This is a genomic window from Gilliamella sp. LMG 34359 (genome assembly GCF_984569085.1).
In genome coordinates this window covers 1,937,411-1,953,399 of the sequence record NZ_OZ474906.1, presented here as the reverse complement: position 1 = coordinate 1,953,399, position 15,989 = coordinate 1,937,411, and the positions used below count along the sequence as shown (strand labels likewise).

Sequence of the window (15,989 nt, the reverse complement as noted above, 5' to 3'; positions counted from 1 at the left end):
GCTTACTCACTTTTTGTTGCTGGCTTATCTTGCCAATTGTCAGCAATAAAATTGGCTCGTCCAGATAAGCGATAATAACGATTGTAATGTTCAGGTTGTTTCTTATAGTAATCTTGGTGGTAATCTTCAGCTGGATAAAATATTGTTGCTGGCTCTATAGCAACATTAATGGGATGATTAAATCGTTTACTTTCTTCTAATGCTTGTTTAGATGCGATTGCTTGCTGCTGTTGAAATTTATTATGATAAAAAATCACAGGTCGATAAGAATCTCCCCGATCAGCAAATTGTCCTTGAGAATCAGTCGGATCAATCTGCTGCCAAAAAATGTCGAGTAATTTTTTATAGCTGATCATCGCTGGATCAAAGGTAATTTGCACCGCTTCAGTGTGGCCAGTGTTACCTTGGCAAACTTGTTGATAGGTTGGATTTACCGTATGACCACCTGTGTAACCGGAGGTCACACTAATAACACCTTCATATTTGTCGAAAGGTTTTACCATACACCAAAAACATCCTCCTGCAAATGTTGCTTGTTCATAATGTTGCATAAAAACCCCCAATTAACTGATATTAACAGAAACGATCTTTATTTAAAATTACAACACTTACTTACCCTAAAAACAATATGTTCATATTACTTGAAACTGGTCAAATAATCACCATATTATTCATCTAATATAATTTTTAGGAGGTGTAAATATGGCTAGTGGCTGGGCATCTGATGATGCAGTTAACCAACAAATTGAAAGCACGATCACTGATGCTATCGAAATTGCCAGACGCCAACTAAAACACGATAAGCCTAGTGCCGAGTTTTGTGTTGATTGTGGCGATGCTATTGCAAAAGCAAGACAACTTGCTCTACCCGGCGTGCAATACTGTTTGGCGTGTCAGCAAGAAGTGGATAAGCAATTGGCAAAATCCGCCATGTTATACAATCGTCGTGGCAGTAAAGATAGTCAACTTCGCTAATAAGTTTCCAATAAGAGGGGGGGCCGAGTTTCTCCCCTCCCCTTTTATTTTGCATTTTTCGTCATTATTTTTTACTCTCTGATTTTGACTTACGAACGTCATCGTAAGGGTAAACCAATAATTTATCGTCAAACCATTCTGCACAAAAGATTTCTTTAATATCTTTATATCCTTGCTTTTTAATTTCATGTTTAAGCCAAGTCTCGCTTTTATGAAGTTGTTCAAGATTGTCTTGGCTAATAGCTCCATTTTCAATCACTAATACCGCAATATCTTTGTCGCCTTTTTTGATAATGGTTAATGATCCATTTAATTCGTACCAAACTTGTTTTAATTCATTAAAAGCGCAAATTCCTTGAATATTAATTAACGTTTCGAAATCTCTAACCGGTAGATTGGCTTTAATAAAATTTTCAGAGAGTAGATGACCATTTTTAACCAGTTGTATCGGCTCGCCGTCGATGGCGTCACGTAATTTTGAGTTTTTAGATTTGATGAATCGAACTAAAATAAGCAGTCCTGCCCAAATTGCCACGGCGCCAGCTGATTCCCACGCTGAAACATTAGCATTAAGTAACGTTCCCCCTACCAAAGCACCAATAACCATGCTACCAACTTGATCTAATTGCGACATCGGCGCTATCTGGCTTTTACCAGATAATTTAACGTAAATCAGTAAAATAATAAGTGCAACTAAAAATTTTGGTGCCATTTCGAGTAAATACATTCCTACCTCCAAGTGTCGATCCAATTTAAACGACAATGTTTTTGGCGTAATTGGATAAATAACAGTTAACAAGATGTATCAGGAACTAAATTTTTATTTATTTGAAATTAACGACTAATTGTTTTTTAATAGAGAGATATATTTGAGAGCATTGCTATTCTACTCTAAAAAGGAATTTAAAAAAATGATACTTGCAATAGATGTTTACTATTTAGATGATAAAGCGAAAACCGTCGGTATTTTGTTTGAGCAATTTACTGATAGTATCAAGGAGATAAAATCCGTTATCACTGATTACCAATCAAATGTTGCCCCATATCAATCAGGTCAGTTCTATCAACGTGAATTACCTTGTATATTAGCGTTATTGTCTCAGGTCGATCTCAATACAATAGATGCGATTATTGTTGATGGTTATGTCCATTTAAATGACGGTAAGCTTGGTTTAGGCGGTCATCTATATCAAACCCTTGATAAAAAGATACCTATTATCGGTGTTGCAAAAAAATCCTTTGCTGATAATAGTCAATATGTCATAGAAGTGACACGCGGTCAAAGTAATAAGCCGTTATATGTCACGTCATTAGGAACAGCATTAACCAAAGCTGCACAAGACATTAAATCGATGGCAGGCAAACATCGTATGCCAGATTTACTTACCTACTTAGATCAACAAACTAAGTTATTTAAATTTGAGTAGTCTTCTCTTGACTAACAATAGATTAAGACTCTTTTTTACTACTGAACAGCGCCAACCAATAAACTGGCCAATGAGTTTTGTTGAAAAGATTATTAGTTATATAAGCAATAGCAACTAATATTACTGCGCCAGACAAAACTGCACAAGACATTAAATCGATGGCAGGCAAACATCGCATGCCAGATTTACTTACCTACTTAGATCAACAAACTAAATTGTTTAAATTTGAGTAGTCTTCTCTTGACTAACAATAGATTAAGACTCTTTTTTGCTACTGAACAGTGCCAACCAATAAACTGGCCAATGAGTTTTGTTGAAAAGATTATTAATTATATAAGCAATAGCAACTAATATTAGCGCGCCAGACAACACTGGAAATAAAAGAAAATTAAAATCATAATCGATATTGTCCGCAGTCAATAAAATAACCAATGGATTAGCGCCGGCTGGTGGATGCACCGCTCGAAAATATTGCATTGCAACAATTGCAATGGCTACAGCTGATGCAGTAACAATCATATCATTACCGAATAGTTTAAGAAAAGCTAACCCAACAAAGGCCGATATCAAATGGCCAAAGATAACATTTCTTGGTTGCGCTAATGGTGACTGAGATACGGCAAACAAAATCACACAACTAGCCCCAAATGGCGCCATAATATAAGTGTAACCAGTTAAATGGCTTAAGCCAATAAGACACAATATAGAGACAAAACCACCAATTAAGCTTTGCAATAATTCAATATTTTTAGGCTTTGCCGGTAACTTTTCCTTGCTGAAAAAAAATGATTTCATTATTTTTTATCCTATTAGATGAGTGAGAATAAGAGTACAAACTTAAAAATGAACAATCCTGTACACTTTTATGTTAGTACAGATCTGTTCACTTATCAAACCATTTGAATCAAAAAAATAAAAAACATTCAAATTAATCGCTGATATAGCCGAATGACTCTTTTATCAAAAAGGATTGAGAAATGTCGTGAAGATGAAATTAGAGAACAATCGGGATGTATTAAAACAATGTTATATAAATATTTTGATAATAAAGGATTCACTTTCTAAACAGAAATTTACTGAAGTAAAAGCTGATCTTGGTCACTATGCGTCAATTATACAAATGGCATCTTGATTAGTTTAATCAACGAGATTTTGATGGCTTTTTATTGGTAAGAGCAAAAGAAGAAATTCATAACAATTAGGCTGTGCAACAACTGTTGATTGAACATAAAAAATTCATATAATTATGACCTCTCAATAATTATTTAGTATGTATACTATTAAATTAGTTTAATAACTGAACATTGATATTTTTATCAAAATATCGAAATTATAAGGTCTAAATTTATAAGCCAAAATATTATGAATTTATTTCGCATCACATAAATTCTTTATCCAAAAATTATTTTATTTCACTTTTTAGATAACATTGTTTTATATGAACCTGTAGCAAGGATTACACCACAGATGACAATTAATGCTCCACTAATTTGTAGCAGATTAGGCACTGATCCAGTAAATAATGCTAAAATCATAGTAAATACATGTAACTATCCCCTAAAATAGTACAGCAAAAAAGTAGAAAATTCTCTATGATAAAAGTAAAGGGGATTTAATTATGAAAAAAATGACTGAACATCAAATAGTAGCTATTTTAAAAGAAGCTGAAGCGGGTATTCCTGTCAAAGAGCTCTGTCGTAAATATGGCATGGGTAATTCAACTTTCTATAAATGGCGGGAAAAATATGGCGGAATGGAAACTTCGGATATCAAACGCTTAAAGGAGCTTGAGGCTGAAAACGGTAAGCTTAAGCAGATGTTTGCCGAACTGAGCTTAAAATCCCAGCTTCAGGAAGAAATTATAAAAAAGCTTTAGAGCCCACAAAAGCACGTAAAACGTGGGCACAGCAACTACAACAAAATCATTCTATTACTATTGCTATGAGTTGTGCCATTGTTGGCTTAAGCCGTTGTGCTTACTATTATCAACCTAAGTTACTGGATGATTCGGTGATTGTTTCGGTGTTGAATGCTATCACAGACCGGCATTTACGCTGGGGCTTTCCTAAATGCTTTAATCGTATCAGAAAGCTCGGCTATAAATGGAATCATAAACGAGTATATCGGGTGTATTGTGAATTAAAGCTTAATCTCAGGGTAAAGCGTAAAAAACGCATTCCCCCACGAACCCCAGAAAGGCTATCAGCACCCAATAAACAAGGTGAATGTTGGTCAATGGATTTTATGAGTGACAGTAGTTGTAATCAACGTCACTTTAGGACATTCAATGTCATCGATGACTTTAATCGTGAGGCGCTAGGCATTGATATTGCTGTAAGCTTACCAGCAGGGAGAGTTACCCGTTACTTAGATAAATTGGCTGAATATCATGGGTATCCATTAAAAATACGAGTCGATAATGGGCCAGAATTTACAGGAAAAACCTTTATAAACTGGGCTAAATCCCATGATATAGCCATTGATTATATCCAGCCCGGTAGTCCTTATCAAAATGGCTATATTGAACGATTTAATCGTACCTATCGTACTGAAGTACTCGATTTATATCTTTTTAACAACTTAGCACAAGCAAGGAGAATAACCGAAGAATGGTTAACGATTTATAATACCGAAAGACCGCATGAGGCATTAAATAACATGACACCGATTGAGTATAAAACACTAAAACAAGCAGCATGATTTTCTACTTGAATCTTGTACTAGGTTTGGGGTATTTACATACAGGTACTAGGTTGAAAAATACGGCTGTATTGGCTGCCCCTATTTCTTTTATGCCAAAATTCCAAAATAAATACGCCAATACCGTACCACAAACGGCCATATATACTAATATTAAATGATTTTTTATTGTTATATTACTGAGTGATATAAGTAAATTGTTGTTATAAACAGTAAATAATAAGATACCCTATGGTACCAAATAACATTGTATAAGTTGTAGTTTGTAAAGGTGTCGAGTTAGAAATATATTTTCTTGAACCAACAGTGTAAGTTGCCCATGCGAGATTACCCAATATAATAATTAGATCGCCTGAACTGAAATTAAGCGAAATTAAATTCATTATTGAACCATTACTTACGACAATAACCACGCCAAATAAGCTAATCAGCATACCGACAGTTTGGATTAGAGTAATTTTATGTTTATCAATCATTGCTGCCAACAATGCTGTTGTTATCGGAGATGTAGCCATTATCAATGCTCCATTGATAGCTGACGTAGTTTTTAAACCAATAAAAAACGCTAAATTAAAGCCGGTTATACCTAATAAACCTAGAGCTATAAATGCAATCCAGTTCTTTTGTAGTGCCATAAGATTATTTCGATCTTTTAATAACATGAAAATCATTATAATTATCGTCGCAAAAACAAACCTTTCGGTTGCAATAACATAAGGAGATGCATCCGCAACGACTGATGCGCCAGCATTAAAATTAGATCCCCAAAAAAAGGTGGAAAGAGTAATTGCTAGTAACACTCAATATCTATTGTTAGGCATGAACTCTATCTCCATAAAAATACATTAAGGATGGTCGAAAATAGATGATCTCTTTCTTGTAATAATCTAAAAGCCATTTCATTACCAATCTCACTTTCAGTGCCTGTTGTAAATACATTCATAATTAATATCCTTATTTTGATAGTATGATTGGTGTAAAATAATATTATTATCTCATTTAAAGCACAATTAACATGTTTTAAATACAGAATTCCAAAAATGAAAAAATTAATTTCTTTAAATGACCTCAATCTTTTTATAAATGTTGTTCAGGCAGGTAGCCTTACTAAAGGCTCAGAAAATCTTTCAATTCCTATGGCCACTATTAGTCGGCGCTTAACTCAATTAGAAGAATCAATAGGTGAACATCTGTTAAACCGCACTACCAGATCTGTATCATTAACTACATTAGGGCAGATGTATTTTGATCAATGTATTAATCCTTTAACAGAATGTGTAATGGCCGTAAATCACTTAAATGACAGCCACTACCAGTTATCAGGAACGATAAAAGTAACAGCACCGAGTAATTTAACTCACAAATGGCTAGCGAATTGTATTTTTTCTTTTATGAAGCAATATCCAGATATCAAGATTGATTTAATGGTAACTAACCGTATTGTTGACCTAACTGCATTGAACATTGATATTGCAATTCGAGTAGGAAATTTAGATGATAGCAATTGGGTAGCAAAAAAATTGTTTCTATCAAAAAATATTTTATGTGCATCCACTAAATATTTAGAATCAAATTCGATCCCTTTACATCCAGTAGATTTAAAGAATCACAAACTAATATGTTCTACCATTAGTAATGGATGGACATTGAAAAACACTAAGACACAAGAATTGTATGTTACAGATATGACGTTTCACTTTGTTGTTGATGACACTCAGCTAATGATAAATGCATCTAAGCAGGATTTAGGCATTTGCTTTGTCCCTGAGCAATTCGTTTATTCTGACATTCAAGATGGGAAGTTAATCCCAATTTTACCAGAGTGGATTGGTAACTCAAGTCCAGTTTATATGATGGTTAGAGATAGAGGCTACATTCCTAATAGAGTGAAAATATTTAAAGAATACATAGAGCAATACATTCGGGATGAAAATGTTAATTATCAAATTTAACATCCGAAATGTATACATCTGACACTTCAATTATAAAGATTAATTGAAGTGTATTATTTATTATCTAGGCTGATATTGTTTGCTTTGTTTTCATAGTATAACGAGTATGTATAAAGAGAATGTATATAGTGCAAAATATCATTAGGTAAAAATGTATTTTTTTCGTGGTTTTGATTTATTCTATACTACAAAGTAAAAACATAGCTAACTGGGTAATTAAAATTCATGGTTTGCCCCATTAATCGTTTATATTTTAATAATCCTTTGACCTGAATTGGCTAAGCAAATCTAGCTCTGCACAATAAAGAAAATACCAATAATAAGGACTTAAAAGGTAACAATGACTCAAGGAAATTAGACTAAAGTCTAATGTGTGAAAAACATCTGAATTAAATTCTAGTATAAGCTAATTAACTCATACAAATACCTTTACTATAGAAACTTACTGGTAAATTATACTTTATAAACAATAAGTTTTAATCAAATTCTGTTACTTACAATACCAGATAAACTGTGTTATATTTTTGACCAATAACTCTAACTAAAAATGACCTATGGACATTAAGCTCAGTAAAAACAATAAACTCTACATACATAACACGGATGATGTTTATGACATCATGCAACGTATTTTACGCCGTGAAAACAATATAGACAGAGAAAAGGGACACTTATGGATTATTGGCATGATCGAGGTGAGTTATATCCTCTATATCGAACTTATGGCTTTAGGTACAGTCAGGTCAGTAGCAGTAGATCTGATGAACGTGTTTCGTGTTGCTGTTATGAAACACGAGTTATTACTGTCCATAACCATCTATCAGACAGATTACTACCCTCAGAGGTTGATAAAGACATCACTGACCGCCTTATCCAAGTAGGCCGTATACTCAATATTCAGCTAATAGATCACCTGATTATTACAATAGAAATTATGTCGCCTACAAAGGGCTTTGGTTAATGGAAGAATTAGAGAAAAACCTTAAGTATGTTCCAACTTATCAGGTAATTGAGCAGATTAGGAAAGAAGAGAAGAAGATTGCTAGAGCAAAATTAGCATTAGAGAAAGATAAGACGAAAGTTGCTCGAGAAAGATTGGAAAAACGTCAACTCACTATGGTTACTACTCTTCTAGATAAAAGTGTTTCTATTGAAAATATTGCAAAAATAATATAGATTACAACAAAATCTATTGAGAAGATTATAAATAGAACCGGATAATTAGTGAACACCAAAAGTGTATTTATCAGGAATTACAATGAAGAATTTCCGTTTACTAAAAGATATTTCTATAAAGTTAGAAAAAGATATTACTTTAATAATAGGAAGAAATAGTAATAGAAACTATTTATATGAAGTATGGAGCATATAATGGAAGACTGGATGCAATGCCAACATATTCAATGGTTTTCGCAACAAAGTTCTGTTAATATCAATGGGAATCGAATAGATATTTTTGAGTTTAATCATCTGCCTGATAACAATATTCTTTCAGCTTGGGCAATACATTTTAGAAATCATTATTGCTTAGATACGCAAATTGATCTGTTAAGACACCCAAATAAATCAAGAAAAGATTATTTAAATGATATAAAGTTACCTACTCTAAGTGGATTTGGCCCTGGAATAAGATCTGGTGATTTTGCAGAAATTCTTGTTGCAGATTATTTAGAGTTTATATTGAATTATGATGTACCTCGCTATCGCTGGCAATCAAAAATAATAAAGGATGAGTCACCTAAGGGAAGTGATGTTATAGGTTTTTTAATAGATAATCCACAAGAAAATGACACATTAGCTATATATGAAGTTAAAGCTAAGCTATCTAGAAAAGGAGAAAACACTCTACAAAAGGCCATTGATGACTCTGCTAAAGATGAGATAAGAATAGCTGAATCTCTTAACTTTATTAAACAAAAATCAATTGATTCTAATAATTTTATTAGAACAAATATCGTTGAGAGATTTCAAAATCCTACAGATTTTCCCTATAAAGAAAGATACGGGGCGGTTTGGCTAGTATCTGATGAGTGTTGTGATATCGATACAATAATTTCAAATATAAGCACTAGTAAGCACCCTAAACAAGATGCTCTTTTTCTTCTTATAATTAAAGGTCACCAAATGATGGATCTTGTTCATGAACTTTATAGGAGAGTTGCAGATGAGGCCTGAAAGTCAATCTAAACATCTTCTAAAAACAACTCAATCCAAAGCGAAAATGTATGAGTACAATGTTCCTTCACAATACCATATACGGTTAGAGAGAGATCCTTTAGAACTTATAAGATTAACTATTGGTATTCTAGGAGATATTACAGCACAAATTAATCGCTCTCCTAATACACATACATCTAATATTGTTATAAATAACGATTATAAAGAAAACCTCATATTTTGTGCACAATTTTTTGATAATTATTTAAATGCCCAATTAAATACTCACTCTGAAACAATTCAATATCTTCTATTACTCGGTGCTTCTGCATATTATTTATGTGATCAGCCTGGAAGTGCAAGTATTTTAGCCAATGGTATAACTGAGGACTTAGCAGACTTTGAATGTGATGGGATAGAAAACCTATTATTGTGGATTTTAAAAGGAGATTTAAATAACAGCTATGGTGGTTCAGAAGGAATATTTTCGCAATACATCGATAATATTTTCATTTGTTATGAAAATTATTTTTTATCCGGTATTAATCTAGATGAATTAATTCAGAATCTGTCTAACTTAAGAGAAAAATTGTATTTTTCAGGCTCCCCTAGACAATTACTATTTATAGATATCCTTTTTGCAGTTATCAAAAAGAAAACAGAGAATGCTAGTTGGTCAGTTTTATCTAACTACTCGGGGCTACCTATTGACTATTGGGCACAAGCTTTACAAAAGAAAAGTTTTATAAAGGAGTTTTGGCCAGCTCAACATTACATTGGTCAACAAGGGGCCTTAAAAGGTATATCTTCAGTTATTCAAATGCCAACAAGTGCAGGTAAAACGAAAGCAGTTGAACTTATTTTGCGTAGTAGCTTTCTTTCTGGCAGGACATCTTTAGCACTGATTATTGCTCCTTTTCGTGCCCTTTGTCATGAGATTAAAGCTAGTTTAGCTCAGACCTTTCAAGGAGAAAATATAGATGTAGAAGAGTTATCTGATACATTGCAAATGGATTTTAATTTAGACAAACTATTTAGTTTTAACGTTTATGAAACCTTTGGAATAAACTCACCTCATAAGCGTGTTGTCGTTGTAACCCCTGAGAAGCTATTATATGTTTTACATCATTCCCCAGAGATTGCTTCACAAGTTGGACTAGTTATTTTTGATGAAGGACATCAATTTGATAATGGGAGTCGTGGGATTAGTTACGAACTACTTCTCACATCATTAAATTTATTATTTCCAAAAAGAATACAAAAAGTTTTTATCTCAGCAGTAATAAGTAACAGCCAAGCCATTGCTAATTGGTTAAATCATAATGATACTGTCATTGATGGGTCTAATTTAGTCCCCTCTTTCAAAACTATTGGGTTTACAAGTTGGACTGGCAGATTAGGAAAAATTTATTATTATTCTAGTAATATAGAACTACAGGATTACTTTGTTCCTAGAGTGATAGAACAATTAGAATTACCATCTATTGGACGAGAAAGAAATCAACGAGTATTTCCTAACAAAAACGATGGAAAATCGATAGCTCTCTATCTTGGTCTTAAATTAATACATAATGGTAGCATTGCTATTTTTTGTGGACAGAAAAGAACCGTTTCAAGTTTATGCAATACTTTAATCGATGCTATACAACGGGACTTACCTGTAAGACTCCCTAGATTTTACTCTTCAGATCCAGAGATTATAAAACTATACCAACTAATAAAGGCAAATTTTGGAGCTGCTTCTGCAGTCACAAAATGTGCCTACTTTGGAGTATTTAGTCATCATGGAAATATCCCTCAGGGCATACGTTTGGCAATAGAACATGCTATGCGAGAAAATCTAATTAAATTTGTTATTTGTACTTCAACTTTAGCCCAAGGAGTTAATCTCCCTATTCGGTACTTAATTGTAGCCGATGTACATCAAGGCCAAGAAAACATTAAAACTAGAGACTTCCAAAACTTAATTGGTCGAGCTGGGCGTTCAGGAATGCATACTGAAGGAAGTATTTTATTTGCTGATAATACAATTTATGATAATAGAAAATTTAGAAGCGATAATTGGAGATGGTACCAGATAAAGAAACTTTTAAATCCTAATGAATCTGAACCTTGCATTAGTAGTTTAATGGAAGTATTCAAACCTATTACAAGCGATAATAGAAAAATTTCTTTAAATTTTACTTATGAGCAGTTTGTAAGTACATATTTACAAGCTCCTAAAGAACTACCGATTAAAATTCTATACTATATTTTAGAAGAAAAGGCGCATTTCAGTATTGAAAATTTAAAACGACAAATTTATTTTAAAATAGATTTAATATCAGCAATTGAAAGTTTTTTGTTATTCCACTTATCCAATAATGAGATACAAAATGTTACTCAATTAGCACAATCGACACTGGCTTATAGATTAGCCCAGAATGATACTGAAAAAAATAATATTATTAATTTATTCCAGCTAATAGCTCAAGATATATCTAGAAAGGTTACAGATCCTAAACAAAAAGCTATTTATAGCAAAACGCTATATGGTCGTAATGATATAGATAAAATTAGATTATGGTTAGATGATAATATTAATCATCTTCTACTTATTGAAACACAACTTGATCTACTGAATTATATTTGGCCATTGCTAGTAGAGTTTATCAACAATGTAAATTTCAATAAATTTTCTGATCCAAATATAAGATCAACTCTTGCTCAACAATGGATTGATGGTACATCGTTCTATGAAATATTCAATTATATTTCAGTTAACTACATTAAAAAAATTCATGGTCAAAGAACTACTAACTTCAAGATAGATGATATTATTGATATGTTTGAAAATGGGCTATCTTATGATGGAACATTATTCATTAATGCTCTAATTATTTTAATAGAAGCATCTGATCAAGAGAATATAAATGGCTTAGTTAATAACCTCAAATTCCTTCAAAAAAGAATAAAATATGGCTTACCATCTAAAACTGCAATTACAATTTACGAGTTAGGTTTTATGGATAGATTTATATCAATGGATCTGGCTAATTTTATAGATATGCACGAGGCAGATAGTATAAGAGTAAAAGATATTATAAAAAATCCGTCAAAAGCACTTTTTGATAAAATTAAAACTTATCCTAGTTATTTTGTAAATTTGGCATCCACTATACAATAAATTAGTTAAAATGTTATGAGAATTCTAGCTTGGCCCAAAATGCTCCATCTCCTAGCTGACGGTTTCCAATGCTTTTACTCTGTTTAATCTGCAATTTACTTGTAGCTCCACCATTCGCTCCTGCGCATAACTATGCCGTACCCCATGAAGCATCCGTTGACCAACCTAATACTCGTTTTGAGACAGTAAAAACGAACTTGACCAACGATTACCGCCATTAATGGCATAGTGCTGTTGATAATAGATACGTCTGTCAGTTATGGTTATTGGCTCAGGCAATCTTAGTTCTTCTAAACGATTGGCTAAATGGTGAGGTATTAATACCTCCCGTATTAGCCCACCTTTACCTTTTACCGTATAAAGTACACCCTCACGCCCTGCAAATTTAGTAGTGGAATGTCTACCCTTTTTCATACAACAAAATTAAGGGGTAACTGTTTATTAAATGCCATCGGCGTCAAATAACCTAATGATGAATGCAGCCGATTGTTGTTGTACCAATATGCATAAGCAGAAAAACGTTGTCGTAGTTCATTAGTATTGGTGAATATCTCATTTTTGACAAATTCAGTTTTAATTGTCTTAAATGTTGCTTCAGCAACAGCATTATCGTAAGGACATCCTTTATGGCTCAATGAGCGAGTGATACCAAATACTTCAAAACAACTATCGAGTAATTGATTATCAAACTCTTTTCCTCGGTCTGAATGAAATAGTGCGATTGAGGATAATGGTGCTTTAATTTGGCTTAATGCTTGCATAACAAGCTCTGCTGTTTTGTGTTGTCCAACACTGAATCCGGCTATCTTTCGTGCTGAGAGTTCGAGTAATACACACAGATAATTCCATTTTTGTCCAACTTTTATATAAGTCAAATCAGCGACAATAACATTTGCTTTTACACCTACAGTAAAATTTCGCTGTAATACATTGGCAATCGCAACTGAATTAACTTCTTTAGAATGGTTTTTATAACGTTTAACGGTATATTTTGATTTCAATTATAATGCTTTCATGACTTTAGCCACATAACGACGCGATACGGTTATACCTTGATTTGACAACGCTTTTCGTATCCTTCGCGTACCATAAGATTGATAACTACGATTAAAAATAGATTGAATCTCTTGTGCATACTTTAGAACTTTTTTCTCAAGCCGCGTTTTGCACTGATAATAAAAGTAATGCCTTGATACACCTAAACATCGACACAACCAACTCAATGAATGGCGATGTCGATTTGATTGTATCACTGCGATTTTCGTGCCATTATCAGTGCGGCTTGCTTTAGGATATCGTTTTCCATCAATAACCTTTTATTCTCTTTGCGCAAGGCTAGCAACTCATTATCTTCAGTACTTCGATTATCTTTAGTTTTGAATGAACCCGTTGTGGAGTATTGTGTTAGCCATCTATCTAATGCTGATGGCGTTAACTCATACTGTAAAACTAATTCACTGCGGGTTTTACCTTGTTGATAGAGCGTTACCATCTGCTGTTTAAAATCATCTGTATAGGTTCGTCTTTCTCGTCGTTTTATTTTCATCGTATTTTCCTTTTTTAGAGTAGTTTATCTTATCCCTTAAAAAAGTTGTACGAATTAGTGTAGCCTATCCATAGCTAAGGCAGGTCGTTTATCGGAGATTCTTTCTGTATCGGGGGAGGAGAGTAAGTAATTCATGGGCACGCAAACCAGCACGATAGGCTAATTCTGTAGCAAAAGCGTTAGGGGCGATTGAGCATCAACAATTAACGCTAATTGTTGCTGACTATAAGCATGACTTTCAAATATCTGCTGATGTTCAGACTTAATTACGGGTAACTTTGTATTAGGCTCCACCACATGAGTAACATGTGTCATCATTGCTTGCATTGCCTGACGCTTCATATCAAGCGTTTTTTGTCCCACTTCTTCAGAACGCTGCTCAAAATAAGTTACTGCTATTTCAGATGTTAACTCATATACATTGATACGGTTATTAGTACAATACTGTGCAATCCGTTTCAGAGTTCATTCATAATTGCGAATAGTCCCTTTTGAATGAATAATACAACCTTGTAGACGCTTCATCACTGAACCAGCTTGTATCTCTGCTTTAGCAAACTTAGCCATTATATTTAGTTATAAAACGGCTAACCGTACTATGAGCTACATTAAAACCCTGCTTACGTAACCAACGCTGCAAATCAGCTACCGTTGCCCCTAATATACAAAGCCAATAATTCAGTCTTAAAGCGTATTAATCTTGAAAGTCGAGGCGTTCGCCTAACACCCTCTGCTATTTTAAATCAGCCATCACAGCTTGAGCATCAAATACTGTCATCATCATAATCGCTTCTTAATCTGGGCATACTCAGCAAGGGTTAATCTGTTTTGCAACACTTTGCTGGCAGATTTTAATACACTCTTTCTTCCAGTACGCGGGTCAATGCAAGAAGCAATTAAATCCTGCGCCTGTTGCTGTAAAGAACGTGCTTTCTTTAAATATACATCAGGGTACACCCCAAAAGAGATTAGTTTTTGTGTATTCTCCACCTAAAAGCGAAACAGCCGTTGTTTAGTGCCGGTAAGCTTTACGTTAATGTACAAACCTGCACCGTCTTTTGGGATATAGGTTTTAGTGGCTGGCTTGGCAAGTCGGATTGATAAATCAATTAGCAGTGTCATGGTGGTATATCCTCTTGTTCGTTGTTCAAAGTTTTTTTCATGTCAAAACTTACTGGGAACAAGGAAACAGAACGGCGTAATCACCAAATACTTACCCTACCTAAAACAACGACGAAATAGGAAAGAAGGTAAAATATCCAGTTATACTGCTGTCTAAGATAAATATAGTGGTAGACTTAAATGCACTTACTTTAAGTGCACGATAATGGTATTTAACGAAGATAATTTTACAGTTAACACTGCAATTTCAATAGGCTATGTACTTTAATAGAAGTATTTAGAAGAAGAATTGGAGCGGGAAACGAGGTTAGAACTCCCGACTTCAACCTTGGCTTTGAAGTTGGAGTTTCATTAAGTTTAATCGGTTTAGGAATGATAATAGGATCATTTTTATATAAAATTATATCGAAAAAAATTAGTTTTGGTTTTCAACTGACTTTAGGGCCTATTTCAGCTTTTATGGCTTCAATTTTGATATTATTAACTCTAATATATTCTACCAACATATTAGTTTTTATCGCCTTTTTCTTCTTTGGATTTGGACCTATTATCTGGACTATATCAACAGTATCACTAAGACAGCTAGTCACACCGAGTAATATGATAGCTAAAGTATCGTCGGTGATCATGACGGTTACTTTTGGGGCTCGGCCTTTGGGGGCTGCCATAGGAGTGTACATAAGTGTAAATTTTGGTGTGAATAGTTGTATATTTGCAGTTTTTCTTGGTTTTTTAATTCAGTTGATCATAATTCTTTTTTCAAAACCGGCCAAATTAAAAAATTTATCGGATGCAGAAGAATAAAAGCACTATTGATTAAATAACTATATTATAGAGGTGAACACTGTCAAATATTTTGGCCGTGCTCACTAATATGACCTTAAATTTAATTACCTCCACAGAACCCTAGTTATCAATTGAAAAAAGTCTGCTTACTATCTAAG

The 15,989-nt window shown here is 33.6% G+C and carries 20 protein-coding genes; 8 read left to right on the top strand and 12 right to left on the bottom strand.

Features of this window, described 5'->3' with window-relative positions; all coding sequences use genetic code 11:
- Positions 1-2: 2 nt before the first annotated feature.
- On the bottom strand, positions 3-551 hold the full coding sequence (gene msrA, locus AC5LXV_RS09115) for a peptide-methionine (S)-S-oxide reductase MsrA (protein WP_493466216.1): 549 nt from the start codon (positions 549-551) through the stop codon (positions 3-5).
- A 151-nt stretch (positions 552-702) separates the two neighbouring features.
- Between msrA and AC5LXV_RS09110 the strand changes: the two genes are divergently transcribed.
- Entirely contained in the window at positions 703-975 is a 273-nt protein-coding gene (locus tag AC5LXV_RS09110; protein ID WP_493466215.1) for a DksA/TraR family C4-type zinc finger protein, read from the top strand.
- 64 nt (positions 976-1,039) lie between these two features.
- On the opposite strand, the gene AC5LXV_RS09105 is transcribed toward AC5LXV_RS09110, so the two are convergent.
- Positions 1,040-1,702, bottom strand: a complete 663-nt coding sequence (locus AC5LXV_RS09105) for a DUF421 domain-containing protein (protein ID WP_110423601.1) — start codon at positions 1,700-1,702, stop codon at positions 1,040-1,042.
- Positions 1,703-1,886: 184 nt separating this feature from the next.
- Between AC5LXV_RS09105 and AC5LXV_RS09100 the strand changes: the two genes are divergently transcribed.
- Complete coding sequence (locus AC5LXV_RS09100; RefSeq protein ID WP_065651941.1) at positions 1,887-2,402, top strand: endonuclease V; 516 nt, start codon at positions 1,887-1,889, stop codon at positions 2,400-2,402.
- Positions 2,403-2,424: 22 nt separating this feature from the next.
- Here AC5LXV_RS09100 and AC5LXV_RS09095 read toward each other — a convergent pair whose 3' ends face one another.
- Entirely contained in the window at positions 2,425-2,580 is a 156-nt protein-coding gene (locus AC5LXV_RS09095; RefSeq protein WP_493466214.1) for a hypothetical protein, read from the bottom strand.
- A gap of 77 nt (positions 2,581-2,657) precedes the next feature.
- Positions 2,658-3,197, bottom strand: a complete 540-nt coding sequence (locus AC5LXV_RS09090; RefSeq protein WP_110433685.1) for an HPP family protein — start codon at positions 3,195-3,197, stop codon at positions 2,658-2,660.
- Between the two features lie 823 nt (positions 3,198-4,020).
- On the opposite strand from AC5LXV_RS09090, the gene AC5LXV_RS09085 reads away from it, so the two are divergent.
- Positions 4,021-5,102, top strand: a protein-coding gene (locus tag AC5LXV_RS09085) for an IS3 family transposase (protein WP_493466188.1) whose coding sequence is annotated in 2 segments (ribosomal slippage) — positions 4,021-4,264 and positions 4,264-5,102 — 1,083 coding nt in all. Because the reading frame shifts where the segments join, the coding sequence is not laid out codon by codon here.
- A 4-nt stretch (positions 5,103-5,106) separates the two neighbouring features.
- Here the strand turns inward: AC5LXV_RS09085 and AC5LXV_RS09080 are convergent.
- On the bottom strand, positions 5,107-5,277 hold the full coding sequence (locus AC5LXV_RS09080) for an EamA family transporter (protein ID WP_493467986.1): 171 nt from the start codon (positions 5,275-5,277) through the stop codon (positions 5,107-5,109).
- Between the two features lie 28 nt (positions 5,278-5,305).
- Positions 5,306-5,902: a DMT family transporter gene (locus tag AC5LXV_RS09075; protein ID WP_493466213.1), complete on the bottom strand. Its 597-nt coding sequence runs from the start codon at positions 5,900-5,902 to the stop codon at positions 5,306-5,308.
- A 240-nt stretch (positions 5,903-6,142) separates the two neighbouring features.
- Between AC5LXV_RS09075 and AC5LXV_RS09070 the strand changes: the two genes are divergently transcribed.
- The 5 genes from AC5LXV_RS09070 (at position 6,143) to AC5LXV_RS09050 (ending at position 12,377) form a co-directional block, all read left to right on the top strand.
- Entirely contained in the window at positions 6,143-7,054 is a 912-nt protein-coding gene (locus AC5LXV_RS09070; protein WP_493466212.1) for a LysR family transcriptional regulator, read from the top strand.
- Between the two features lie 673 nt (positions 7,055-7,727).
- Positions 7,728-8,015: a JAB domain-containing protein gene (locus tag AC5LXV_RS09065; RefSeq protein ID WP_493466211.1), complete on the top strand. Its 288-nt coding sequence runs from the start codon at positions 7,728-7,730 to the stop codon at positions 8,013-8,015.
- Positions 8,015-8,230 (top strand): hypothetical protein, encoded by a 216-nt coding sequence (locus tag AC5LXV_RS09060; RefSeq protein ID WP_493466210.1) that lies wholly within the window; start codon positions 8,015-8,017, stop codon positions 8,228-8,230. The genes AC5LXV_RS09065 and AC5LXV_RS09060 overlap by 1 nt, the downstream gene beginning before the upstream one ends.
- 195 nt (positions 8,231-8,425) lie before the next feature.
- Positions 8,426-9,229, top strand: a complete 804-nt coding sequence (locus AC5LXV_RS09055; RefSeq protein WP_493466209.1) for a Hachiman antiphage defense system protein HamA — start codon at positions 8,426-8,428, stop codon at positions 9,227-9,229.
- On the top strand, positions 9,195-12,377 hold the full coding sequence (locus AC5LXV_RS09050; RefSeq protein WP_493466208.1) for a DEAD/DEAH box helicase: 3,183 nt from the start codon (positions 9,195-9,197) through the stop codon (positions 12,375-12,377). The genes AC5LXV_RS09055 and AC5LXV_RS09050 overlap by 35 nt, the downstream gene beginning before the upstream one ends.
- A 165-nt stretch (positions 12,378-12,542) precedes the next feature.
- Here AC5LXV_RS09050 and AC5LXV_RS09045 read toward each other — a convergent pair whose 3' ends face one another.
- From AC5LXV_RS09045 to AC5LXV_RS09020, 6 genes are all read right to left on the bottom strand, one after another.
- Positions 12,543-12,791 (bottom strand): hypothetical protein, encoded by a 249-nt coding sequence (locus tag AC5LXV_RS09045; protein ID WP_493466207.1) that lies wholly within the window; start codon positions 12,789-12,791, stop codon positions 12,543-12,545.
- Entirely contained in the window at positions 12,788-13,378 is a 591-nt protein-coding gene (locus AC5LXV_RS09040; RefSeq protein WP_493466206.1) for an IS3 family transposase, read from the bottom strand. The genes AC5LXV_RS09045 and AC5LXV_RS09040 overlap by 4 nt, the downstream gene beginning before the upstream one ends.
- Complete coding sequence (locus AC5LXV_RS09035; RefSeq protein WP_493466205.1) at positions 13,379-13,630, bottom strand: IS3 family transposase; 252 nt, start codon at positions 13,628-13,630, stop codon at positions 13,379-13,381. It lies immediately after the preceding gene.
- Positions 13,627-13,923, bottom strand: coding sequence for a transposase (locus AC5LXV_RS09030; protein WP_493466204.1), 297 nt, complete (start codon positions 13,921-13,923; stop codon positions 13,627-13,629). The genes AC5LXV_RS09035 and AC5LXV_RS09030 overlap by 4 nt, the downstream gene beginning before the upstream one ends.
- Positions 13,924-14,082: 159 nt before the next feature.
- Positions 14,083-14,265 (bottom strand): hypothetical protein, encoded by a 183-nt coding sequence (locus AC5LXV_RS09025; protein WP_493466203.1) that lies wholly within the window; start codon positions 14,263-14,265, stop codon positions 14,083-14,085.
- Positions 14,266-15,473: 1,208 nt separating this feature from the next.
- A complete protein-coding gene (locus AC5LXV_RS09020) occupies positions 15,474-15,713 on the bottom strand; it encodes a hypothetical protein (protein ID WP_493466202.1) in 240 nt (79 codons plus the stop codon).
- Positions 15,714-15,989 lie beyond the last annotated feature (276 nt).